Annotated in this window: 23 protein-coding genes and 1 rRNA gene; 14 read left to right on the top strand and 10 right to left on the bottom strand. The window is 38.1% G+C overall.

Features of this window, described 5'->3' with window-relative positions:
- Positions 1 to 175: 175 nt before the first annotated feature.
- A complete protein-coding gene (gene hemH, locus EZ449_RS16985) occupies positions 176 to 1186 on the top strand; it encodes a ferrochelatase (RefSeq protein ID WP_131561057.1) in 1011 nt (336 codons plus the stop codon).
- A gap of 8 nt (positions 1187 to 1194) precedes the next feature.
- On the top strand, positions 1195 to 1701 hold the full coding sequence (locus EZ449_RS16990; protein ID WP_131561060.1) for a gluconokinase: 507 nt from the start codon (positions 1195 to 1197) through the stop codon (positions 1699 to 1701).
- Here EZ449_RS16990 and EZ449_RS16995 read toward each other — a convergent pair.
- Positions 1685 to 2845 (bottom strand): 3-deoxy-D-manno-octulosonic acid transferase, encoded by a 1161-nt coding sequence (locus tag EZ449_RS16995; RefSeq protein ID WP_317130439.1) that lies wholly within the window; start codon positions 2843 to 2845, stop codon positions 1685 to 1687. The two genes, EZ449_RS16990 and EZ449_RS16995, sit on opposite strands and share 17 nt — an antisense overlap.
- A gap of 209 nt (positions 2846 to 3054) precedes the next feature.
- Here EZ449_RS16995 and EZ449_RS17000 point away from each other — a divergent pair, with 209 nt between their 5' ends.
- The 5 genes from EZ449_RS17000 to EZ449_RS17020 are packed head-to-tail and all read left to right on the top strand — an operon-like array spanning position 3055 to position 7792.
- Positions 3055 to 4368 carry a UDP-glucose dehydrogenase family protein gene (locus EZ449_RS17000; RefSeq protein WP_131561062.1) on the top strand — a complete coding sequence of 438 codons (1314 nt, stop codon included), beginning with the start codon at positions 3055 to 3057 and terminating at the stop codon, positions 4366 to 4368.
- Positions 4369 to 4427: 59 nt separating this feature from the next.
- Positions 4428 to 5456 (top strand): UDP-glucuronic acid decarboxylase family protein, encoded by a 1029-nt coding sequence (locus tag EZ449_RS17005; RefSeq protein ID WP_131561064.1) that lies wholly within the window; start codon positions 4428 to 4430, stop codon positions 5454 to 5456.
- A 1-nt stretch (position 5457) separates the two neighbouring features.
- Positions 5458 to 6480 (top strand): UDP-glucose 4-epimerase GalE, encoded by a 1023-nt coding sequence (gene galE / locus EZ449_RS17010; RefSeq protein WP_131561066.1) that lies wholly within the window; start codon positions 5458 to 5460, stop codon positions 6478 to 6480.
- Positions 6481 to 7038 (top strand): hypothetical protein, encoded by a 558-nt coding sequence (locus tag EZ449_RS17015; RefSeq protein WP_131561068.1) that lies wholly within the window; start codon positions 6481 to 6483, stop codon positions 7036 to 7038.
- 16 nt (positions 7039 to 7054) lie between these two features.
- Complete coding sequence (locus EZ449_RS17020) at positions 7055 to 7792, top strand: tyrosine-protein phosphatase (RefSeq protein WP_131561070.1); 738 nt, start codon at positions 7055 to 7057, stop codon at positions 7790 to 7792.
- A 246-nt stretch (positions 7793 to 8038) separates the two neighbouring features.
- Here the strand turns inward: EZ449_RS17020 and EZ449_RS17025 are convergent, their stop codons facing one another.
- Both EZ449_RS17025 and EZ449_RS17030 read right to left on the bottom strand, forming a co-directional pair.
- Positions 8039 to 9268 carry an ABC transporter permease gene (locus EZ449_RS17025; protein ID WP_131561072.1) on the bottom strand — a complete coding sequence of 410 codons (1230 nt, stop codon included), beginning with the start codon at positions 9266 to 9268 and terminating at the stop codon, positions 8039 to 8041.
- 152 nt (positions 9269 to 9420) lie between these two features.
- Positions 9421 to 9774 carry a HesB/IscA family protein gene (locus EZ449_RS17030; protein WP_131561074.1) on the bottom strand — a complete coding sequence of 118 codons (354 nt, stop codon included), beginning with the start codon at positions 9772 to 9774 and terminating at the stop codon, positions 9421 to 9423.
- Between the two features lie 91 nt (positions 9775 to 9865).
- Here EZ449_RS17030 and EZ449_RS17035 point away from each other — a divergent pair, with 91 nt between their 5' ends.
- The 3 genes from EZ449_RS17035 (at position 9866) to dnaA (ending at position 14081) form a co-directional block, all read left to right on the top strand.
- The gene (locus EZ449_RS17035; protein ID WP_131561076.1) at positions 9866 to 10396 is read left to right on the top strand and encodes a DUF7935 family protein; all 531 of its coding nucleotides are present in this window, start codon (positions 9866 to 9868) and stop codon (positions 10394 to 10396) included.
- A 70-nt stretch (positions 10397 to 10466) separates the two neighbouring features.
- Positions 10467 to 12005, top strand: coding sequence for an acyl-CoA mutase large subunit family protein (locus tag EZ449_RS17040; protein WP_131561078.1), 1539 nt, complete (start codon positions 10467 to 10469; stop codon positions 12003 to 12005).
- A gap of 645 nt (positions 12006 to 12650) precedes the next feature.
- A complete protein-coding gene (gene dnaA / locus EZ449_RS17045) occupies positions 12651 to 14081 on the top strand; it encodes a chromosomal replication initiator protein DnaA (RefSeq protein WP_131561080.1) in 1431 nt (476 codons plus the stop codon).
- 416 nt (positions 14082 to 14497) lie between these two features.
- Here dnaA and EZ449_RS17050 read toward each other — a convergent pair whose 3' ends face one another.
- The 5 genes from EZ449_RS17050 to EZ449_RS17070 form a co-directional block, all read right to left on the bottom strand.
- Complete coding sequence (locus EZ449_RS17050) at positions 14498 to 15046, bottom strand: NUDIX hydrolase (RefSeq protein ID WP_131561082.1); 549 nt, start codon at positions 15044 to 15046, stop codon at positions 14498 to 14500.
- Positions 15047 to 15088: 42 nt separating this feature from the next.
- Positions 15089 to 15478 carry a hypothetical protein gene (locus EZ449_RS17055; RefSeq protein WP_131561084.1) on the bottom strand — a complete coding sequence of 130 codons (390 nt, stop codon included), beginning with the start codon at positions 15476 to 15478 and terminating at the stop codon, positions 15089 to 15091.
- Between the two features lie 178 nt (positions 15479 to 15656).
- Positions 15657 to 16433, bottom strand: coding sequence for a TPM domain-containing protein (locus EZ449_RS17060; protein ID WP_131561086.1), 777 nt, complete (start codon positions 16431 to 16433; stop codon positions 15657 to 15659).
- A 2-nt stretch (positions 16434 to 16435) separates the two neighbouring features.
- A complete protein-coding gene (locus tag EZ449_RS17065) occupies positions 16436 to 16879 on the bottom strand; it encodes a TPM domain-containing protein (RefSeq protein WP_131561088.1) in 444 nt (147 codons plus the stop codon).
- A gap of 85 nt (positions 16880 to 16964) precedes the next feature.
- On the bottom strand, positions 16965 to 17546 hold the full coding sequence (locus EZ449_RS17070) for a LemA family protein (RefSeq protein WP_131561091.1): 582 nt from the start codon (positions 17544 to 17546) through the stop codon (positions 16965 to 16967).
- 109 nt (positions 17547 to 17655) lie between these two features.
- On the opposite strand from EZ449_RS17070, the gene EZ449_RS17075 reads away from it, so the two are divergent.
- From EZ449_RS17075 to EZ449_RS17085, 3 genes are all read left to right on the top strand, one after another.
- Positions 17656 to 19197, top strand: coding sequence for an NAD(P)/FAD-dependent oxidoreductase (locus EZ449_RS17075; protein WP_131561093.1), 1542 nt, complete (start codon positions 17656 to 17658; stop codon positions 19195 to 19197).
- Positions 19198 to 19229: 32 nt separating this feature from the next.
- Complete coding sequence (locus EZ449_RS17080) at positions 19230 to 19697, top strand: DinB family protein (protein WP_131561095.1); 468 nt, start codon at positions 19230 to 19232, stop codon at positions 19695 to 19697.
- A gap of 197 nt (positions 19698 to 19894) precedes the next feature.
- Entirely contained in the window at positions 19895 to 20254 is a 360-nt protein-coding gene (locus tag EZ449_RS17085; protein ID WP_131561097.1) for a CoA-binding protein, read from the top strand.
- On the opposite strand, the gene EZ449_RS17090 is transcribed toward EZ449_RS17085, so the two are convergent.
- Together EZ449_RS17090 and EZ449_RS17095 are read right to left on the bottom strand one after the other, a co-directional pair.
- On the bottom strand, positions 20251 to 21360 hold the full coding sequence (locus tag EZ449_RS17090; RefSeq protein ID WP_165499798.1) for an acyloxyacyl hydrolase: 1110 nt from the start codon (positions 21358 to 21360) through the stop codon (positions 20251 to 20253). The genes EZ449_RS17085 and EZ449_RS17090 overlap by 4 nt on opposite strands.
- 1 nt (position 21361) lies before the next feature.
- A complete protein-coding gene (locus tag EZ449_RS17095) occupies positions 21362 to 22321 on the bottom strand; it encodes a lipid A deacylase LpxR family protein (protein WP_131561101.1) in 960 nt (319 codons plus the stop codon).
- Between the two features lie 893 nt (positions 22322 to 23214).
- Between EZ449_RS17095 and EZ449_RS17100 the strand changes: the two genes are divergently transcribed.
- Positions 23215 to 23337 (top strand): 16S ribosomal RNA (locus tag EZ449_RS17100); the annotation flags it as partial.

Genomic DNA, 23337 nt, shown 5'->3' on the forward strand with positions numbered 1-23337 from the left:
TTGTAGGAAAGGCAGGACCGCAGTAAAACAAAAGCTACCGTCTTTGCTTTTCAGTTAAATTTTATGATTAATACTACTTTCTTTTGACTAAAACCTGTTTGGAATCATAAATTACCAATAGGTAAAAATCAATAAAAACGCGATATTTGCGCAACAAAACATATTTTTTGATTACATGAGCAAAAAGGGAATTTTACTTGTTAATTTAGGAACACCCGATAGTACGGCTACCGCCGACGTAAGAAAATACCTCGACCAATTTTTAATGGATGAACGGGTGATTGATATTCCTAAATTTAACAGAACGTTATTGGTGAAAGGAATTATTGTTCCTTTTCGCAGCCCGAAAACTGCCAAGTTATATCGAGAGATATGGAGTGAAAATGGCTCGCCGTTGCTTTTCTACAGCAAACTGCAAGCAAAAATGTTGCAAGAAAGATTAGGCGATGATTACCATGTTGAATTGGCCATGCGTTACCAAAGTCCATCGGTAAATGCTGCACTCGATAATTTGAAAGCAGGATTGGTAGAAAGCATTCAAGTGATCCCGATGTTCCCGCAATATGCATCGGCAAGCTCTGGCTCGGTGATTCAATTGGTAATGGAGTTGGTTAGTAAATGGCAAACCGTACCACCAATTTCCTTTATAAATTCTTTCCATGATAATGAATTGATGATTAAGGTTTTTGCAGAAAATGCCAGAAAACATGATATTGCAAGTTACGATCACATATTATTTAGTTTCCATGGATTGCCAGAACGTCAGCTCTTAAAATGTGATCATACCGGGAATTACTGTTTAAAAAATGCCGATTGCTGCCAAACATTAAACGATACCAATAAATTTTGCTACTCCGCTCAAGGACATGATACGGCAAGATTAATTGCCAAGGAATTAAGTATTTCGAGAGAAAATTATACCGTTTGTTTTCAATCTAGACTAGGAAAAGAACCTTGGGTTCAGCCTTATACAACCGATGTTTTAAAGAAACTCGCAGCAGATGGTAAAAAACGCTTGTTGGTTTTTAGTCCAGCTTTTGTAGCCGATTGCTTGGAAACGCTTTACGAAATTACAGTTGAATACCATGAGGAGTTTAGGGCTTTAGGCGGTGAAAAAGTGCAGTTGGTAGAAAGCTTAAATGATAGTCCGATATTTATTGAGGCGCTTGCCGGAATGGTTAAATAACTTCTGAAATGGCGAGTTTTATTATCTTAATGGGTGTTTCTGGAAGTGGTAAAACCGTTGTAGGAAAAGCCTTGGCACCTAAGTTAAATGCAGAATTTATTGATGGAGATAACTTACATTCGCAACACAATGTAGATAAAATGGCCGCCGGAATTCCATTAACGGATGAGGATCGTTTTGATTGGTTACAGCTTATCGCGAAAGTTGGGCATGAACATGTTGGCCAAGGTACAAACTGCATTATTGCCTGTTCTGCCTTAAAAAAAGCTTACCGAGATATTTTAAGAGCAGATAATCCATCAATAAAATTCATTTACCTAAAGGGAAGTTACGATTTGATTTTTGATCGCATTTCTAAACGCTCACACCAATACATGCCAAGTGGTTTATTACAAAGCCAATTTGATATTTTGGAAGAACCACAGAAAGATGAAAAAGACGTTTTTGTCGTTTCAATCGATCAAGAGATTTCGGAAATTGTAGAGGGAATTGTTAAGGCTAATTTGATTTCGTAATCATTGCAATAATTTGATCGGTTGCGCCTTTTTTATCTTCCACATAATTTCTTGCCGCAACTGCCGCTTTTTCATCAACTATTAATTCATCAAAAGCATTTATTAATTCTGTGGTTGAGGAAATACTTTTTGCAGCGCCAATTGCAATTAAGTCTTTCGCCTCTTGAAACTTGTCATATTTGGGGCCAAAAATTACTGGCAATCCAAATGCTGCGGCTTCTAATGTGTTGTGTATCCCAGTTCCAAATCCACCGCCAATGTAAGCCAGTTTTCCGTACTGATAAAGTGAGGAAAGCATTCCAATGTTGTCGATGATTAAGATATTTGAGTTTTGGTTTATGGTTTCTGCATCAAAAACGGAAAACCGTAAAGTGCCAGCTGAAAATTGTTTCTCTATACTTTCAATATGACTTTCATGAATTTCATGCGGGGCAATAATGAATTTCCAATCTGGATATTTTGCAGGTAGAACCGATAACAGTTTTTCATCTTCTGGCCATGTACTACCACAAATTAGGGATGGAGAATCTCCAATAAATCTTTCTATTGTTTCTAATTTTTTAGGTAATTGAGCATTCTCATAAACCCGATCAAAGCGGGTATCGCCATTTATGATCACATTGTTTAATCCAATAGAAACTAAAAGATTTTTGCTTTCCTCATTTTGAACAAAGAAATAGGTTACTGATTTTAAGATGTTGCGGTAAAAGCCACCGTACCATTTAAAAAAAGCCTGACTTGGTCTAAAAATTCCAGAAATAACATATAGCGGGATATTTTGATCGGCAAGTTCCTTAAAATAGAAATGCCAAAATTCATATTTTGTAAATATTGCCATCTCTGGATTAATGGCTTTTACAAATCGCTTTGCATTACTTGGTGTATCAATAGGGAGATAAAATACATCCGCCAAAGCGTAATTTTTTCTAATCTCATATCCCGAAGGCGAGAAGAAAGTGACTACAATTTTCCTTTGTGGATAAAGTGATTTTAGCTTTTCCAACACGGGCCTGCCTTGCTCAAATTCGCCTAAAGATGCGAAATGGAACCAAACATGTTTATCGTTGGGATTAATCTTCTCGGCAATTTGATCGAAGATTTTTTTGCGCCCATTAATAAACAACTTTGCCTTTGTATTGAACAAAGAAAAAATCCAAATTATTAAATTGTAACCCTTAATTCCTAATGTATAAAGCAAAAGCATTCGTGTAATTTCATATCTTCGTGGCAAGATAAAACGAAAATTTTTAAAAAGCTTAATTATCTATGAAACGGGTGAGATTTTGCCAATAGTGAAAATGAAAATCTAAAAATTTCACCCCATCATTTAAGCTGAAAATAAAACATAAATAAATGAAAATAGCCGTTATAGGTACTGGATACGTAGGCTTGGTTACTGGAACCTGCCTTGCCGAAACAGGGAATGATGTAATATGTGTTGACATTAACGAAGCTAAGGTTAAGAAAATGCAGGATGGGGAAGTTCCAATTTACGAACCTGGTCTTGACCTTTTGTTCCACAGAAATATAAAACAAGGGAGATTAACTTTTACCACTATTCTTGCCGATGCAGTAAAAGACGCCCAGATTATTTTCATGGCTTTACCTACGCCTCCAGGTGGAGATGGTGCCGCCGATCTTTCTTACATTTTAGGTGCAGCCAAAGATATCTCCAAACTGATAACCGAATACAAGGTAATTGTTAATAAATCTACTGTTCCCGTTGGAACTGCTGATAAGGTGAAAGCTGTTTTTGCTGAAAACACTTCAATTGAGGTTGATGTGGTTTCCAATCCGGAGTTTTTACGCGAAGGTGTTGCCGTTGATGATTTCATGAAACCAGATCGTGTAGTATTGGGAACAAAAAGCGAAAAGGCTAAAAAATTAATGGCAGAACTCTATGGTCCATACGTTCGACAAGGAAACCCAATTCTTTTTATGGATGAACGTTCTTCTGAACTAACAAAATATGCGGCAAATTCTTTTTTAGCCACAAAGATTACTTTTATGAATGAAGTTGCAAACCTTTGCGAACTTGTAGGTGCCGATGTTGATGCGGTAAGAAAAGGTATTGGTTCTGATGAGCGAATTGGTAAGCGTTTCCTTTTTCCAGGTGTTGGTTACGGTGGTTCTTGTTTTCCTAAAGATGTGCAAGCATTGGTTAAATCTTCTGATGACTATGCTTACGATTTCCAGATCTTAAAATCGGTAATGGAAGTTAATGAGCGACAAAAAACCATTTTGGTAGATAAGGTTTTAAAATATTATAAAAACGATATCAACGGAAAACATTTTGCACTTTGGGGCTTGGCCTTTAAGCCAGAAACTGATGATATCCGCGAAGCACCAGCTTTATACATTATCGATGCGCTAATTAAAAACGGTGCTACTGTTACGGTTTTCGATCCAGAAGCGATGGAAAACGTAAAAAGTATTATTGGCGAAAAAGTTTTTTACGCTAAAAACCAGTATGAAGCTTTACAGAATGCAGATGCGCTTTTAATTGCTACAGAATGGTCGGTTTTTCGTAATCCTGATTTTGAAAAAATTGATAATATCCTGAAAAATAAGGTAATTTTTGATGGGCGTAACTTATACGATCTGCAAAAAATGATCGATCTGGGTTATTACTACAACAGTATCGGCAGAAAATTATTAACCCCCTAGCCCCCTGAAGGGGGAACTAAAAGCAAGTCGGAAGAGCAAAATTTAATATCAAATCTATCATGAACGAAAGAAAGAAAAAGTCCCCTTTAGGGGATTTAGGGGTTCGAAAAAGAATATTAATTACTGGGGCAGCTGGCTTTTTAGGCTCGCATTTATGCGATCGCTTTGTTAAGGAAGATTATCATGTTATCGGCATGGATAACCTAATCACTGGCGATTTGGCCAATATCGAGCATCTTTTCAAGTTAGAAAACTTCGAGTTTTACAATCACGATGTTTCCAAGTTCGTTCATATTCCGGGCAAGCTCGATTATATCTTACATTTTGCCTCTCCAGCCAGCCCGATTGACTACCTTAAAATTCCAATACAAACATTAAAAGTTGGCTCCTTAGGAACGCACAATCTTTTAGGTTTAGCCAGAAATAAAAATGCCAGAATGCTCATTGCTTCCACATCAGAAGTTTATGGAGATCCGAGCGTAAATCCTCAGCCCGAAGAATATTGGGGAAATGTAAATCCGGTAGGACCAAGAGGAGTTTATGATGAAGCTAAGCGTTTTCAGGAGGCAATTACAATGGCCTATCATACTTTTCATGGAGTTGAAACCAGGATTGTAAGAATTTTTAATACCTACGGACCTAGAATGCGACTAAATGATGGACGTGTTCTGCCAGCATTTATTGGTCAGGCATTAAGGGGAGAAGACCTTACTGTTTTTGGTGATGGTAGCCAAACACGCTCATTTTGTTATGTTGATGATTTGATCGAAGGAATTTATCGTTTGCTGATGAGCGATTATGCTCAGCCAGTAAACATTGGTAATCCTGATGAAATTACCATCAAGCAATTCTGCGAGGAAATTATTAAACTTACCGGAACATCACAGAAAATAGTTTACAAGGAACTTCCACAGGATGATCCAAAACAACGCAGACCAGACATTACAAAAGCCCAATCTATTTTAGGATGGGAGCCAAGGGTTGGCCGTGCAGAAGGATTGAAAATTACTTACGAATATTTTAAATCATTGCCTCCAGAGGCTTTGGAGAAAATTGAACATAAAGATTTTACCACATTTAACCGTTAAGATGTCGAAAATATTAGTTACAGGTGGAACAGGGTACATAGGTTCCCACACCGTAGTAGAATTACACAACGCTGGTTACGAGGTTGTCATCGTAGATAATCTCTCTAACTCCAATATTAAAATTTTGACCCAGCTACATACCATCACTGGAAAATGGTTCGATTTCATGGAGATCGATCTTCAGGATGATAGGGCTGTTCAAGAGTTTGCAGAAAACAATAGCGATGTTACTGGAATCATTCATTTCGCAGCTTCAAAAGCTGTTGGTGAATCGGTCGAAAAGCCATTGAAGTACTACAAAAACAATTTTTACGGATTGATAAACCTTTTAACCTCGTTTAATAGAGAGATCGATTTTGTGTTCTCTTCATCTTGTACGGTGTATGGTCAGCCAGATAGCTTGCCAGTTACAGAAGCGGCACCAGTAAAAAAAGCAGAATCGCCTTACGGAAATACAAAGCAAATCGCCGAAGAGATCTTGGCAGAAACTGCTGCAGTAACACCAGCCTTAAATGTAATTGCCTTACGTTATTTTAACCCAGTTGGTGCACATGAAACAGCCTTAATCGGCGAGCTTCCAAACGGTGTTCCTGCAAATTTAGTTCCTTTTATCACGCAATCTGCAATAGGTAAACGTGGACCAATAACGGTTTATGGTAGTGATTATGATACACCAGATGGTTCCGCAATTCGCGATTATATTCACGTAGTAGATTTGGCAAAAGCACACGTTGCTGCAATTAAAAGATTAGAAGAGGGTAAAACAGAAAGCAACTACGAGGTTTTCAATATTGGAACAGGTAGAGGCTCTTCGGTTTTAGAAATCATTTCTGCTTTCGAAAAAGTAAACGGAGAAAAGTTACATTACAATATCGGTCCAAGAAGAGCTGGAGACATTGTTCAAATTTATGGCGACGTACAGAAATCCAATAAGGAATTAGGTTGGAAAGCTGCGCTTGACATAAACGAAATGATGCGATCGGCTTGGGAATGGGAAAAATATATCAAGGCAAATCCTTTTTAAATGAAGTTAGCTGAGCATAAAGATTTAAAATCGGCCATAACAGAATTACCTGTCAAAGAAAAAGACAAGTTGCTGTTGCGTCTGATTGCGAAAGATAAAGTGCTTACAGAACATCTTCATTATAAATTATTGGAAAATGAGCTTGATCTTGAAGACAGAAAAGAAACTATAAAGGCCGATGTGACCGATCAGTTGCCAGAATTGAAAAAGCTTAATGCGAAAGAAGCTTTGGTTAGGGTGCGCAAAATGATCACATCGGTTAACCATTTTTATAAGGTTACGAAAGATCCGTTAGGAGAGGTGGAGCTTAAATTGTTTATCCTCAATATTATTCCTTTGGAATATAAGCGATCTGTTCTTGGTTATCGTGATTATGGCTTTCTTTTTACGGCTTATTACGTTAAAACGATTGAAGTAACGATTAATAAATTCAGAAAACTTCACGAAGATTTGCAGTTCGATTTGAGTGAAAGCCTAAATAATTTGCTCGATAAAATCTATTCATCTAAATTAGCAGCAGCTGCTGAGGCCAGTAATTTGCCCAAAGAAATAAGTTAATTTATGATTTGCCCTTATGTTCGGTTTATTTAAGAAGAAGAAAATAGTACCCGAATTTAATTTCTCCAATATTGGAACTGATATGCACTCGCATATTATTCCAGGGATTGATGATGGCGCACAAACCTTAAACGATGCAATTTTATTAGCTAAAAAATTTAAGGCGCTGGGCTTTAAAAAACTAATTGCTACACCTCATATTATGGCCGATTATTTCAGGAATACGCCAGACACCATTAATCGTGGGTTGGATATTTTACGAAAAGGTTTGCAAGATATACAGTTGGATTTGGAGGTTGATGCAGCTGCTGAATACTATCTAGATGAAACCTTAGAAAAAAAGGTAAGGCAAAAAGAAGTGCTAACTTTCGGAAATAACTACCTATTATTCGAACTTTCTTACATCAATACCCCGCAAAATTTATTCGATTTCATTAAGGTTATTCAAGATGCAGGTTATAAACCGGTACTTGCCCATCCAGAACGGTATCCTTATTTCTATAATTCATTTGAAAGCTATCACCAAATAAGGGAAACAGGTTGTTTGCTCCAAATGAATTCTATTGCCCTGACTGGTTATTATGGTTCTGGAGCTAAAAAAGTGGCAGAAGAAATGGTCGAGAATCACTTGGTAGATTTCATCGGCAGCGATATGCACCACCTAAAACATGCTGCAGCACTAGAAAATAGCTTAACCACACCATTGATGCAACGGTTGCTAAGCCAACATCAGCTAAATAATGCGCTGCTTTAATCCCCAACCTCCTAAAAGGGGGCTTTGAATTTCTAACGTTTATAAAGAGTTTTAAAGCCAAATAAGCCATGCGTTTCCATCATGCCTTTAGTGTCTCCCTTTAGGGGCTGGGCTTTGATTCTCGCTTGAATATTGAATTCCCAGAGCTAGGTTTTGACTCTCTCTCTTGTATATTGAATTCTTAAAGCGAAATAATCCATGCATTTCCATCATGCTATTAGTTCCCCCCTCCGGGGGTTAGGGGGATTACTCATACCTCAATGCCTCAACAGGATCTAATTTCGATGCTTTTTTAGCAGGATAATATCCGGAAAGAATACCAACGCCAACGCAGAGTACGAAGCCGCCGAGAATAAAAGTCCAAGGGATTAAAAATGATCCGCCCATAGCTAGGGATATGATGTTTCCTAAAACGATGCCTAAGAAAATGCCCAGCGCTCCACCCATTAAACAGATTACTACTGCTTCGATAAGAAACTGACGACGAATAACTTTTGGGTTGGCACCAATGGCTTTACGAATTCCAATTTCTCTGGTTCTTTCGGTTACCGATACCAACATGATATTCATTAATCCGATAGATGCACCAATAAGTGTAATAATCCCAATCGCGACACCTCCCACAGCAACGAATGCTAAATTCTCAAAAAGTGTTTGCGCAATAGCATCACTTTTTGTAATCTCGAAAGTGTTGGTTTCCCCAATTCTAACTTTTCTAATATTTCTAAATAAAGAGGTCGATTCACCAATCACATTATCTTGGTCGCTATTATCAGGAACCATTACCGTAATGGTGTAAGATGGATTAGCATTTGAATTGATCTGCTTTGCTTTTAATAATGGAACATAAACAGCTCTATCTCCACTAAAGCCCATACTCGATCCTTTTTTCTCCAGTATACCAACAATTTTGAAACGATTGTTGCCAACGTTGATTAGTTTATCCATCGGATCTGAATCCTTAAAAAGACGATCAACAACCTCATTACCAACAATACAAACATTGCTTCCCATGGCTACTTCCGAAGCACCGAAGTTTCTTCCCTCCGATAAATTTAAACCTTGAGAGGCTAAGCCATTTTCATCAATACCTTGAACGTTAATATTTGGATTGGTTTTTAAACTGCCATATTTTACTGTAGAACCCCCACTGGCGAAAACACTTATTGCAACCGTAGCTGGCGCATTTAAACTGTCCTTAAACTTAATTGCATCTTCATATCGGATAGATTTAAAAGGTTTTGGTCTTTTTCCATTGCCAATTCTAATTCCCGTACCTCTATTCCTAATCGTAAATGAATTTGCACCCATGCTACTAAATGCATCAGTCATACTTTTCTTTACAGCATCTAGCGTGGTTAAAATGCCAACTAAGGCCATTAAACCAATGGCAATAATTAAGGCAGTAAGCATGGTACGCAAGCGATTGCCTTTTATAGATTCTAATGCCAGTCTGATGTTTTCTCTGTAATTCATTTATTATAGTATCGAGTATTCAGTATCGAGTATCAAGATGGGCATAAATACCTAAGCCTGTATCTTTTGTCTCAAACCCCTAGGTGTAAAAATAAAAAAAGTCCCGATGTTTAGACAAGGGGACTAGACTATATGTTACAATAATATTTTATTTATGCCGAGAAACTCGTACCACAGCCACATGTGCTGGTAGCATTTGGATTTACAAAGGTAAAACCACGGGAGTTTAATCCATCTTGCCAATCAATCATCATACCCATAAGATACATTTGATGTGCTTTATTCATGAAAACCTTAATGCCCTCGATGAAATATTCCTGATCTCCATCTTTTCTTTGATCGAAACCTAAAATATAATTCATGCCAGCGCAACCGCCACCTTCTACGCCTACACGTAATCCGTAATCCTCACCAATCTCCTGCTGATCTTTTAATTTATATAACTCCTTTGCTGCGCCTTCTGAAAAAGTAACTGGTGCAAATGATGTATCAACTGTTGTGCTCATGTTATTTAAATTTTATCTGTTACAAATATAAATAATAATGCACATTTTTGCTTTTAACGGTTTGTTAATATTACCGTACTTAAACAATAGCATGAATATTCAACAAGTTTTAACCGACATCGTAATTTTATTTATCGGCATTTTCGCCGCCTTAATGGCTGTTTATTATATATTGAAGAACGATATTCAACAATTCTTCAATTTAAAAACAATAGAGATTAATAAGGAAAGTAGGGCACATATTTTACCTTTACGGTTACAGGCACATGAACGATTGATCATTTTTACCGATCGAATCAATCCTGCAAATCTGCTTGTGCGCCTGCATCAGCAGGGTATTGGTATTGCAACTTTGCAGGCAGGAATCCTTAATGAGGTTCGTTCAGAGTATCAGCATAACATTACCCAACAACTGTATATTGGTAGCATCACCTGGAATGTAGTTCGAAAGCTAAAGGACGATACCATTGCGATGATCAATAATGCGGTACAAGGTTTGCCGGCAGATGCGAATGGAATCGAATTGAGTAAAGCCATTCTGCAACACATGGCTAGCATTAATGAAAACCCTTACGATTTAACCATCGAACTGATTAAAAAAGATATTCAACAGCTGTTTTAATCGGTTAAGTGCCGAACTTGTAATTTGATGTCGCTCAGTTAAACAATTTAAGCAACTAACCAAATAAACCATGAAGCATACCACCACCTCGGGCATTGAGATAAAGGAAATCTATACCTCGGCAAAACCGATGGAGGAAACGGCGGGAGAATTTCCGTTTACTCGGGGTATTCAAAAAGACATGTACCGCGGTCGTTTATGGACAATGAGGCAATATGCTGGTTTTTCAACAGCAGAAGAATCCAATAAAAGATATCACTATTTATTGGCGCAAGGAACAACTGGTTTATCAGTTGCTTTCGATTTGCCAACCCAAATTGGTTACGATTCCGATCATGAAATGGCCGATGGGGAAGTGGGCAAGGTTGGCGTGGCCATCGATTCGTTAAAGGATATCGAAATCCTGTTTAATGGAATAGAGTTGAAAAACATCACCACTTCCATGACGATCAATGCAACTGCCGCTATTCTATTGGCGATGTACATTGCCTTGGCGAAGAAACAGGGAGCAGATCTCCAGCAAATTTCTGGAACCATACAAAACGATATCCTCAAAGAATACGCAGCAAGAGGAACCTATATTTATCCTCCAAAGCAATCTATGCGATTGATTACCGATATTTTCGAGTTTTGCAGTAAGGAGGTTCCAAAATGGAATACCATATCTATTTCAGGTTATCACATTCGGGAGGCGGGCTCTAATGCTGTTCAAGAATTGGCTTTTACGTTGGCTAATGGAAAAACTTATCTCAAGGCAGCGCTTGATAAAGAATTGGATATCAATGTTTTCGCAAAAAGATTATCATTCTTCTTCAATTGCCACAATAATTTTTTCGAGGAAATTGCCAAGTTTAGGGCTGCAAGGCGGATGTGGGCAAAAATAACCAAGGAATTAGGCGCAACCGATCCAAAGGCACAAATGCTGCGTTTCCATACGCAAACAGGAGGTTCTACATTAACAGCGCAACAGCCACTTAATAACGTTATTCGGGTAACCAATCAGGCTATGGCAGCTGTTTTAGGCGGAACGCAATCCTTGCACACCAACGGATATGATGAAGCACTTTCCCTTCCAACAGAGTCTGCGGCGAAAATCGCTCTGCGTACCCAACAGATTATAGGTTTTGAAAGTGGCGTAACCGATACGGTAGATCCTTTAGCAGGCTCTTTCTTTGTAGAAAATTTAACCGACGAGGTAGAAGCTGCGGCTTGGGCTTATATAGATAAGATTGACGCCATGGGCGGATCGGTAAATGCCATCGAAAGCGGATACATGCAGAATGAAATTGCAAGCGCTTCCTATCAATATCAAAAGGAAATTGAATCTGGCGATCGGATCTCAGTCGGGGTAAATAAGTTTGCCCAAAAGGAAGAAGATTTAATAGAAGGTTTTAATATCGATGATTCTATCCGCAAATTGCAAACAGAGAAACTGAGTAGCCTAAAGGCCGAAAGAAATAATGATTCGGTTGCGAAAGCACTAGCTATTTTGAAAAATGCTGCAAAAGAGGATATCAATTTAATGCCATTAATTATCGATGCGGTAGAAAAATATGCAACCCTTGGCGAAATCGCAGATACACTTCGTAATGTTTTTGGGGAATATTAGCGGCTTTAACACAAAAAACGAAAGAAATTAAACATTTTTAATGATCAGTAAAGCAAAACCTGTGCTTCTCAGTTCAATTAGCCCTGCTATTCGTTGTAGCCCGATTAGAAAAAAATCGGGGCTGCCATTGCCATCAGGTTTAGGTGGCCAGGATTATAAATAAATCAAAGCACATGATTTACATTTTTTAAATTAAACATTCCTATAGGTGTTTAATACCCCAAATAAAAGGGGAAATAATACCCCGTTTTTAAGTAGGCTATTTTGTTAGGCAGATTCTTGATCACCAACACTAAAGCAATTTATTTGATTATCAGTAATTTGAGTTTTTTACACAGAAGAACAATACCAAACAACCAATCTTATCTTTTAGTGGCTTGGAAATTGCTTTTACTTCATCGATTCGAAATGGCTTTAATAAATGATGTTAATTAATTGTAAATGTGGATAACCAGTGTTAATAAATAGTTATCAACATAAAAAATTGAGGTTAAGTAGGCTACCTTATTCCTTATCAGTACGTTACAATTTATTTGAAATTTTTGTTTAAAATGTTGATAATTTTGTCAATATTCGTAGTCCCGAAACGGACCATCCCTTTATTTCGTATCGGCACTGAAAACCAATAAATTATAGAAAATCGCAATGGAAAAAACTTGTACAGAAGTGTGGAAGAACTGTCTTCAAATTATTAAGGATAACATCCCGAACCAAAGTTTTAAAACCTGGTTCGAGCCAATAACAGCCCTTAAGTTGGAAGGTAAGGTTTTAACCATACAGGTGCCAAGTTTGTTCTTTTACGAATGGCTTGAAGAACATTATGTAGGCTTGCTGCGCAAGACTGTAAAAAAACAACTTGGTGAGGATGGCCGGTTGGAATATAATATCGTTGTTGATAAATCATCAAACAGTGGTAGCCCTTATACTACCAATATGCCCTCTAACGGAAATGGAGCAGAAGCTAAAATGCAATCAATGCCCATTCCTGTTTCGATAAATAAGGATATCAGAAATCCATTTATCATCCCAGGATTAAAGAAATTAAATGTTGATCCCCAATTAAATTCTAACTATACTTTCGAAAATTATATTGAAGGAGATTGCAACCGTTTAGCTCGTTCTGCAGGTTATGCTGTAGCGGCAAAACCAGGTGGTACATCTTTCAACCCATTGATGATTTACGGTGGAGTAGGTTTAGGTAAAACCCATTTGGCGCAAGCAATTGGTAATGAGATTAAGCGGAGCATGCCAGATAAATTGGTGATTTATGTAAGCTGCGAAAAATTTTGCCAACAGTTTGTAGATTCATTAAAGAACAACACCATTAACGATTTCGTTAACTTCTACCAAGCGATGGATGTCATCATTATGGATGATGTACACAACTTTGCTGGCAAGGAAAAAACACAGGATATTTTCTTCCACATCTTTAACCACTTACACCAATCTGGTAAACAGGTAATCTTAACATCAGATAAGGCTCCGAAAGATTTAGCTGGTTTAGAAGAACGTTTATTAAGTCGTTTTAAATGGGGGCTTTCAGCAGACTTACAGATTCCTGATTTGGAGACGCGTATTGCTATCCTAAGAAAGAAAATGTACGCAGATGGTATCGAATTGCCGGGTGAAGTTGTAGAATATGTAGCACACAATATTGATAATAACGTTCGTGAGTTAGAGGGAGCTATGGTGTCTTTATTGGCCCAAGCAACTTTGAACAAAAAAGAAATCGATTTAAATCTGGCTAAACAGATGTTGAAGAATTTCATCAAGAATACCTCAAAAGAAATTTCAATGGAATATATCCAGAAATTGGTTTGTGAGTACTTTGAGGTTCCTGTTGATATGGTTAAATCACAAACTCGTAAACGCGAAATCGTTCAGGCTCGTCAAATTTCGATGTACCTTTCAAAAAGCCATACAAAATCATCATTGAAAACAATTGGTGCTTTCTTTGGCGGTCGCGATCATAGTACGGTAATTTACGCTTGCCAAACGGTTGAGGATTTAATCGATACCGATAAGAAATTTAAGGCTTACGTTCACGATATTCAAAAGAAATTAAAAATGAGCTAATTTGAGGTTTAAGATTACGAGGATTAGATTTTTTAAAAAAAACTAATAGCTCATACAAAACTTCAAAGCATAAAAAAAAGTCCTGATCAAATCAGGACTTTTTTCGTTTAGCTAACTTAGCTATTAATATAGGTTCGATAAACCGAAATTTCGGGATGGAAAACGCCCTAATAATTAATTTACGATAATCTATTAATCGGAACTATTCAGCTTAGCCAAACGTACTAGACCTTTGTAGCTAAACCCGATCGAAGCGGGATGCCCAACAATTCTTCATTGTTGGCAGAAGTGTGAGCGGGACTGGAAGCTGCCAAATGCAACCGCCTGCTAATTTTCTAGAAACCGCCAAAACCTTAACTCATGTTCGGTAAAATAAAATCTTTTAACTATTATCAATTTAGGGCATAAATAATAACTTACATCTGCTCAAGTTCTGCTAAACCATAATACAATGCCGCAACGTGAATGCATTGCGCAATCTTGTTTTCCTTTAATAATAGCCTTACCTCGGCAATCGTATATTGCTCAACATTCAAGATTTCATGTTCATCTAAATGTTGTTCATGAGTTTTAATGCCACCGGTTAAAAGGTAGGTAAATGTTCTATTGTTTGCCGTTGCTGGATTTGGATATAACTCGGCTATAAGCTTACATGTTTTGAAAGTATAACCAGTTTCCTCCAGTAATTCTCTTTTAACGCCAGCTTCAGGACCCTCGTCGCCATCAATAACGCCACCGGGAACTTCCAATGATACGATATCGGCAGCATGACGGTACTGGCGGACCATTATAATTTTCCCCTCTTCGGTTAAGGCAATCGCAGTAGCCCAATTGGGATATTCTAAAACAAAGTAATCATCCTTTACTGTTCCGTTAGGAAGTTTTACCTCATCTACGCGTAATGTAGCCCATTTTTCTCGCACTAAATATTTAGAGGCAAGTTTCTGCCACTTTTCTACAATCATATAATAATTCTTTTTAATCGCTTAACTAAAAGTAGTAGGCTGTTAACTTAAGTATTGCTGTATCGTTTTCTGGCGATGCAAGTTAACCAAATGGACAATCTTGTGTTGATCTGAAAGATATTGATAAACTAGATTCAGTTTAGGCGCAATAATTTGATTTCTTTCTGCGCTCACTCCCAACTCGTAGTAAAGAAATTCACTCAAGGTATCTAGTTTTTCTGGCGGAAGATCACTTGCATGGAGCCAATTTTTAAAAACAGAGATATCTTGATCTACTAAAATTTCGCTTGGAAGATTAAAGCCATTTTCTAAAGTCTCATCAAAAAGAATTTGAGCTTCCTTAAAATTACCATCTAGTTTTAACCCCATAATCTTGGATAAAACCTGAGCAAGCCTTTGTATTTCGGCAGTAATCAAATCTCTTCTATACATGTTATCTTAATTTTTATGCTGATATTTTGGAACAAGGTGGTAACATTAAAAATGAGAATCTTTCCAATCTATGGACTATGGACTATGGACTATGGACTATGGACTATGGACTATGGACTATGGACTATGGACTATGGACTATGGACTATGGACTCCCAACCCCAATCTCCCAACTCAGTTACCAGCTCCCGCTAGAGCCGCCGCCACCGAAGCTTCCTCCGCCAAAACCGCCAAATCCACCACCACCGCCAGAAGAACCGCCGCCTCCCCAGCCACTGTTTCCGCCACGACCGCCGCCGCTTCCAAATAACATTGCCCAGAATAACGCATTTGATGCGCCACGGCCACCAATGATTTGGCTACCTCCGCCACCACCTTTTCTCATGATGATGATAATGATGACAACGATGATAATAATTACAGCTATGCTTCCGACCCCGCCTTTGCTAGATGAAGAAACTCGAGGCTTATCATTTTTATATTCGCCTTTCGTGTATTTGATAATGGACGTTGTTCCAGCATCTAGACCAGCGTAATAATCGCCAGCCTTGAAATTGGGTTTGATATCGTCTTCAATAATTCTCTTTGCATAAACATCAGGAAGAGCACCCTCTAAACCGTAGCCTGTTTGGATAGAGATTTTTCTGTCGCCCACTGCAACAACGATCATAATCCCGTTGTTTTTGCCACTTTGCCCAACACCCCATTTTCGTCCGAGCTCTACGGCATATTCATTAATATCATAATCGCCAACAGATTTCAATATGGCAATAGAGATTTGTGTTGATGAAGAATCATCGAAAGCAACCAATTTTCTTTCCAATGTTGCTTTTTGTTCACTCGATAAAACATTCGAATAATCGTTAACTAAAGTTGTTGGCTTTTCTGGGAAATCTTGGGCGAATGCAAAAGAGAAAACAAAGCTGAAGAGTGATAAGAGGAATAATTTTCTCATTATTATTTATTTTCTTGATTATCCATAAAAACAATATCGTTTGGCAATTCGTTAATATCGCCTTTTTGTGGAGGGAAGAATAACGCCAGTTTTTCGCCAGCTAATGCTACGCCCGCAATAATTCCTTCTGCCAAATCGCCTTTGGCAAAGTGTGCGGTCATGGCTACTTTGGTGGTTTCCCAAAAATTTTCGGGTACCAATCTGTTAATTCCTAAATCCCCAATAATCGCAAACTTATGATCTGCATGAGCCAAATAAATTAATACGCCATTTCTTTGGGCGGTTTTATCCATGTCTAATTTGGCAAAATATTCTGTAGCTTTTTCATAAGGGTCGCCCTCGCAAAGCTTATCTATCGCAATTCTAATCTCTCCTGATGTAGCATTTTCGGCACTCTGAATAGCTTTGGCAATTTTATCTTGTTCGATATCTGAAAATAATGACATTTCTATATTTTTAAATGAAGTAAAAAGGGTAATGAATGTTCAACTAAATAAACATACACTACCCTTAAATGTTGTGCTTAAAATATTAAAATTCTACTTTCGGAGCATTTTTGGCTGTGGCATCTGCCTCAAAATAACCCTTAGGTTTAAAGCCGAACATTCCAGCTGTTAAATTGGTTGGGAACGATCTAATCTTAGCGTTGTATTCCTGTACGGCATCATTAAAATCTTTACGTGCAACGGTAATCCTATTTTCAGTACTTTCCAATTGGGCCGATAAATCGCTAAATTGTTGGGTTGCTCTTAATTCTGGATAAGCTTCTGTAATGGATAACAACTTACCTAAGGCTTGGCTCAACTGACCTTGTGCCGCTTGATATTTTTGAATATTCTCTGGCGTTAAATCATCTGCGTTAACCGTCATTTGAGTTGCTTTTGCACGTGCCTCAACAACAGCAGTTAAAGTTCCTTGTTCAAATTTAGCAGCTCCTTTTACCGTGCTAACCAAGTTCGGAATTAAATCTGCTCTTCGTTGGTATTGGGTTTGAACCGTTCCCCATTTCGATTTTACGTTCTCATCAAGTTTAACCATGCTATTGTATCCGCATGAACTTAAGGTGCTAACTGCAATTACAGCAGCTAAAATTCCAAATACTAATCTTTTCATTTTTATGGTTTTTGTCTTATTATTTCTAATTGAATTAGGCTCAATTTACTAATAAGATTACAAATTCTGTACCTTTGTTACAATTCGGGATAAAAACCTGACAAGTTGTATGCAAAAAGATATCGAAATAACGCTGCTCCCGCATGAGGTTGAGCAAGCTGAGCTCATTAAAACCAAGTTGGCCGAAAGCTTGAATATCCCTGAAAAGGAAATAAAGGGCTATGAAATTCTAAAACGGTCGATAGATGCCCGCTCCAGAAAAGTCATTTTCCGACTGCAAATAAAAGTTTTTATTGATGAAGAACCAAATCTTGAGATTCAGATTGTCAACTATCAAAATGTCAGTAATGCAAAATCGGTATTAATTATTGGAGCTGGCCCTGCCGGATTATTCGCTGCTTTGCAATGCATTGAGAACGGACTAAAACCAATCATCATTGAACGTGGTAAAGATGTTAAGCAACGTCGGCGTGATCTTGCGGCCATTAATAAACAAGGTGTTGTAAATACCGAATCAAATTATTGTTACGGAGAGGGTGGGGCAGGAACCTATTCTGATGGGAAATTATATACCCGATCTAACAAACGAGGAGACATTAATAAAGTGCTTCAGGTTTTTGTAGATCATGGAGCCGAAAAGGATATTTTGATAGATGCCAGACCACATATTGGTACAAACAAACTGCCTCATATTATTACCTCCATAAAAGATACCATCTTAAATGCTGGAGGGGAGGTGATGTTCGATACACAGATGACCGATATCATCACCGAGTTCGGAAAAGTAAAAGGTATTGAAATAAATTTTGAAGAGAAACTTTTTGCTGATCATATTATCCTCGCAACAGGTCACTCTGCAAGAGATGTGTATGAATTGTTGAACAGGAAAAACATTTTAATTGAAGCTAAGCCGTTTGCTTTAGGCGTACGTATAGAACACCCTCAGGAAATTATCGATGCCGCACAATATCATTGCGATACACGCTCTGAATTTTTACCGCCAGCTTATTATAGTTTGGTAGAGCAGGTTGGTGCACGTGGAGTATTTTCATTTTGCATGTGCCCTGGTGGAATTATAGCGCCCTGTGCTACAGGTGAAAATGAAATTGTGGTAAATGGTTGGTCTCCATCTAAGCGAAATAACCCTTTTGCAAATTCTGGAACCGTTGTTCAGGTAACCTTGAATGATGTGCTTGGCTATGATCCTCTTAGAATGTTAAATTTTCAATCAGAAGTTGAGAAATTAGCTTTTGTAGCTGGTGGAGGTAATCTCGTAGCACCCGCACAGCGAATGGTAGATTTTGTGAACAATAAATTATCTATCGATCTGCCAAAAAATTCTTATCTGCCTGGAACAAAAAGTGTAATGCTCGATAATATTTTGCCAGAATTTGTTTCCGAGAGTTTAAGAGCTGCCTTACCGCTATTCGGAAAGAAAATTAGAGGTTATTACACTAACGATGCTATTTTAGTAGGGGTAGAAAGCAGAACTTCGTCTCCTGTTCGTATCCCTCGAGATAAGGAAACATTTCAGCACCCACAAATAAAAGGGCTCTATCCGTGTGCCGAAGGGGCGGGTTATGCTGGCGGAATCGTATCTGCAGCAATCGATGGAATTAATTGTGCCAATGCAATCCTAAATTCATCTTAAAAACTTTATAATCCTTTGGTTGTTATTTATTTATGTTTAACATCACCAATGAAATTAAAAAAGCCTTTAATGGCGATGCATGGCATGGAAATCATGTAATGCAGACTTTAAATAATGTAAATCCTCAAAATGCGTTTAAACATTTTATTCCAAATGCCCATTCTATAGCAGAGATTGCCCTGCATTTAACCTCATGGACGGAAGAAGTTACATCAAGATTATTAGGTAAGCCTGCTATGGAGCCAGAAAGAGGCGATTGGCCATCCCCAGAAAATAAAACACCTCAAGCATGGGAAAAAATCATTTTTGATTTTAAAGTTGCTAACGAAGAGCTGATTCGTAATTGCGAATTGCTTAAGGATAGTCAATGGGATGATGAGGTAAATGGAGATAGAAATCCAGCATTGGGAACAGGTGTAACCAATGTGGAACTTTTAAGTGGCTTGGCGCAACATCATGCATATCATTCAGGGCAAATCGCAATACTCTCCAAGTTTTAAAAATTCATTAAACTTTATAATCCTTAAAATCACCCACCGTTTGATAAATTAGAAAACATGAAACCATCATGATTTTTCAAATCATACAAGGGTATGAATAACCCGAGCCTGCGAGTTCTTGAACACCAAAACACAACAGGAACTTGTGAAAAAAATCATGATCGCTTAATCACCTTTAAAAAAACAATTAAATACAGATGAAAAAGACATTAATAATAGGCGCATCTCCAGATCCATCAAGATATTCATATAAGGCGGCTCACATGTTAAAGCGCTTTAACCATGATATTGTTAATGTAGGCATTAAAAAAGGCGAAGTTGCTGGTGTAGAAATAGAAAAACCCGGGGAAATCCATAATGATATAGATACAGTTACACTATATATTGGACCAGCATTACAGCCTCAATATCACGATTATATTCTCGATACAAGGCCAAAAAGAGTCATCTTTAATCCTGGGACAGAAAATTATGAGCTTGAAAAATTACTAGATCAGCATAATATTGAGCCAGTAAGAGCCTGTACTTTAGTTTTATTAAGTACACATCAATATTAAAAACGATAAACTAATCCCCAATTTACGTAATCTGCTTGGGCAAAGTGCATGTAGGTTTTGGCTTGCACACCTAATTGAGGGGTAATGTTAAAGGTTGGTCCAAACGTCCAGTACCAAGTTGCATCCTCTTTTACCCTGTTATAATGGATGTATTTTCCAACCTGCGCACCAACAGTAATGCGCCATAGGTTTACATCTGCACCCACACTTACGCCCGTTCGCCACCTATCGTATGATGATCCATAGTTTTGATAGGTGCCCGCATAATTTTGTGGATCGTAAACCGTATAGTAATAAACAGCATCCGCTCCAGCCTTTAAAAGCACAACATCGTTGATGTAAAAATTATAACCAGCATAAAAACCGCTTTTAAATAGGTGCTTATCATTTTGTTCTGGAACACCTCTTGCACCAAGACCAGCACTAACTTCAATCGAATTGCGTTGCAAGGGAGTATAATTGCTTTTTTGCTCAGCAGTTACTGGTTTTTGATTGTTTAATTTCAACCCTATGTAAACATTTCCAGTATTAAGCCCGCCATTTGGAACGGTAAGCCCACCGTTAGATATATGTAGAAAACCAAATCCAATTAATAAATCAGTATGATCACTTATTGGAAGCTCCATGCCTAAATCTGCTTTTATCGCTTCATTAACAGTGCTTCCCAAAAACCTATTCTTCGGGTTTTTAGAAAAATATTTATTGGTCAAACTTAATCCAACCCCTGGAGTGAAGTTAAATTTAGCCTTTCCAACTTTAAATAACTCAAAATCCATCTGCGCCACAAAGCCATAAAGCTGACCAAAGGAATGGGCTGATGTATCATTATTCCCTTTCAATTTGCTAAAATCCCTAAAAATGAAACCAATTCCATAAGCCTTGGCACCACTAAAACCAATCCATTTATCGCTATTTTGACTGATATCCTTAAGAAAAGCAGCGTCAAAACCTGTAATTTGATCTTGAAATAAATGCCCTTGGTTGCTATTTACATGTGTTCCAAAAATGGGCTTAAAAATAATAGACCTATTTTCTGGCGCTATTTGAGCCTTTGAAATCAATAAGCCAATAAAAAATAAAATTATGGTAAGTGAGTGTTTCTTCATATTAACTTTTACTGAAACGATAAGCAAGACTGTAGTAGGCAAAACGGTATCCCGCCGCATTATCTTTAACCTCATTGGTGGTAAATGTAGCGGTATAATTGGCCGTCCATCTGGCAATCGCAAATGCTAAACCAACTTGTGTAGTAAAAACTGCCGGTTTTGGCTTAAAAGTAATCGGTCCTTTATCCTTAACAAATAGTCCGCCTTGCAAACTCGAATCAAAGGCAACTAGATGCAATTGTGGACTAATAGAAAGAAAAAGTTCGTATTTACGTTTGGCATTATTTGCATTATTGTTGCTTACCAAGCTATTAAAAGCGGCAGAATTGTCCATTCCATTAAATCTACCAAACCTTAAAGTACTTCCAATGCCTGCCTTGGTAATTACATTGCCAACAGCGGCAGATGCAGTTCCTGTGATATCGAAAATTCCATTATCTGTTGCGGCCAAAAGCCTATTGTAGTCTATTCCTAAATTCAGTGTGGGTTCACTGTTTAACGCATATTCCCAACCATCAATCTTATTTTGACCAACCAAACGGTGAAAGGCCTTTTGGAATTTCTCACCCAATGCATCCTTGCCAGAAACCCCAACTTGAGCTGAAACCTTAATCATTTGCTTATTTGCATAGTATCTGCTCAAATTAGCCTCGCCATATAAGTATGCAGAAAATGGTCTATCATGCGTTGCAGGGTTGGGGGCAAAGCTGTAATAGGCGTTGTATATTTTTTGTCCAACCTCAAAACCGATGATTTGTTTGGCAAGCCCAGACTTCAGTTTTTGGCCATCCATGGCATGCCTATATTTGATAAAAAAACCGTTCGTGTAGTAATGATCACTTGTTATATCGATATAAGCATCATTCTCCGAAATAACAACCAATTCATTTTTATAGCTTTGAGCATAGCCCAGGTCAGCAAAACCAATAAAAACCAGTACCAAATATAATTTGAGCTTCATCTAAATTTCAATGTAGCCGTAAAAGTATCAATTATTGTTCAAAATGATGAAGCCACACTTATAGTATATATCATCATTTATCAAGAGATCAGGTTCCACCTATATATATAAGGATAGTCCCGCCCTCCATTCCAAATCCCCGGCCCGATGAAGGATCGGGGCTTGCGGGTTTTCCATTGGGGTCGGGTCTAGGTGGCACGGCCGCTGCAGGGAACCATGCCTGGGCGCAGGACCAAGAAGATCCCTGTAAAAGAAAGGAGTGTCCCCTTAAATCAGTGGGAAGGGCCTGCGCCCATGGCCCAAACACCTCGATGGGGAAAAGGTTTCCCTCCCCGCCTGATTTTTTTTCCCTATCGCAGAGCGACTTACATTAATCGCATAAAATTTTCGCCTCTACTATTTGGATCCTGATGGATTATTCCTACTTTTGCATCCCGCTTCGGAGGAGACGGTTGGCCGGTAAGAGGGCCATATTGAGAGGGTAGAAATGAAAAGGGGATCGCGAAGAAAAATAAGTTATTATTTTATTTGGAGGTTCGGAAAAGTTTTCTACCTTTGCACTCCCAACCGAAAGGAAGCGGAAAAAGATCGGAACGGCGGATGTCGGGAAGATGAACAAAACAAGATTGAGACGGATGAAACGTGTTTGAGACGAACAGGACTTGAACGAACGGAAACCGAAGATATGTAGACCGGCCGAGAGGCTAACTGGTCACCAAGTTCTTAAAAGAGATGTCAATGTATGCGAGAGCGAGTTTAATTGGGTACTGATCAAAGTACATGATTTTAGTAGCCTGGTTTTAGAGGTGGTGTCTAACAGACAACATTAATACAAAAAAAGAGGACTATTTTTAACAATAGTTAAAACTGGTCAGTTTTGGACAACACATTTTACAATGGAGAGTTTGATCCTGGCTCAGGATGAACGCTAGCGGCAGGCCTAATACATGCAAGTCGAACGATAGTTGGGGCTTGCCCCAACGAAAAGTGGCGCACGGGTGCGTAACGCGTATGCA

Source organism: Pedobacter frigidisoli (assembly GCF_004331675.1).
Taxonomy (GTDB): Bacteria; Bacteroidota; Bacteroidia; order Sphingobacteriales; family Sphingobacteriaceae; genus Pedobacter; species Pedobacter frigidisoli.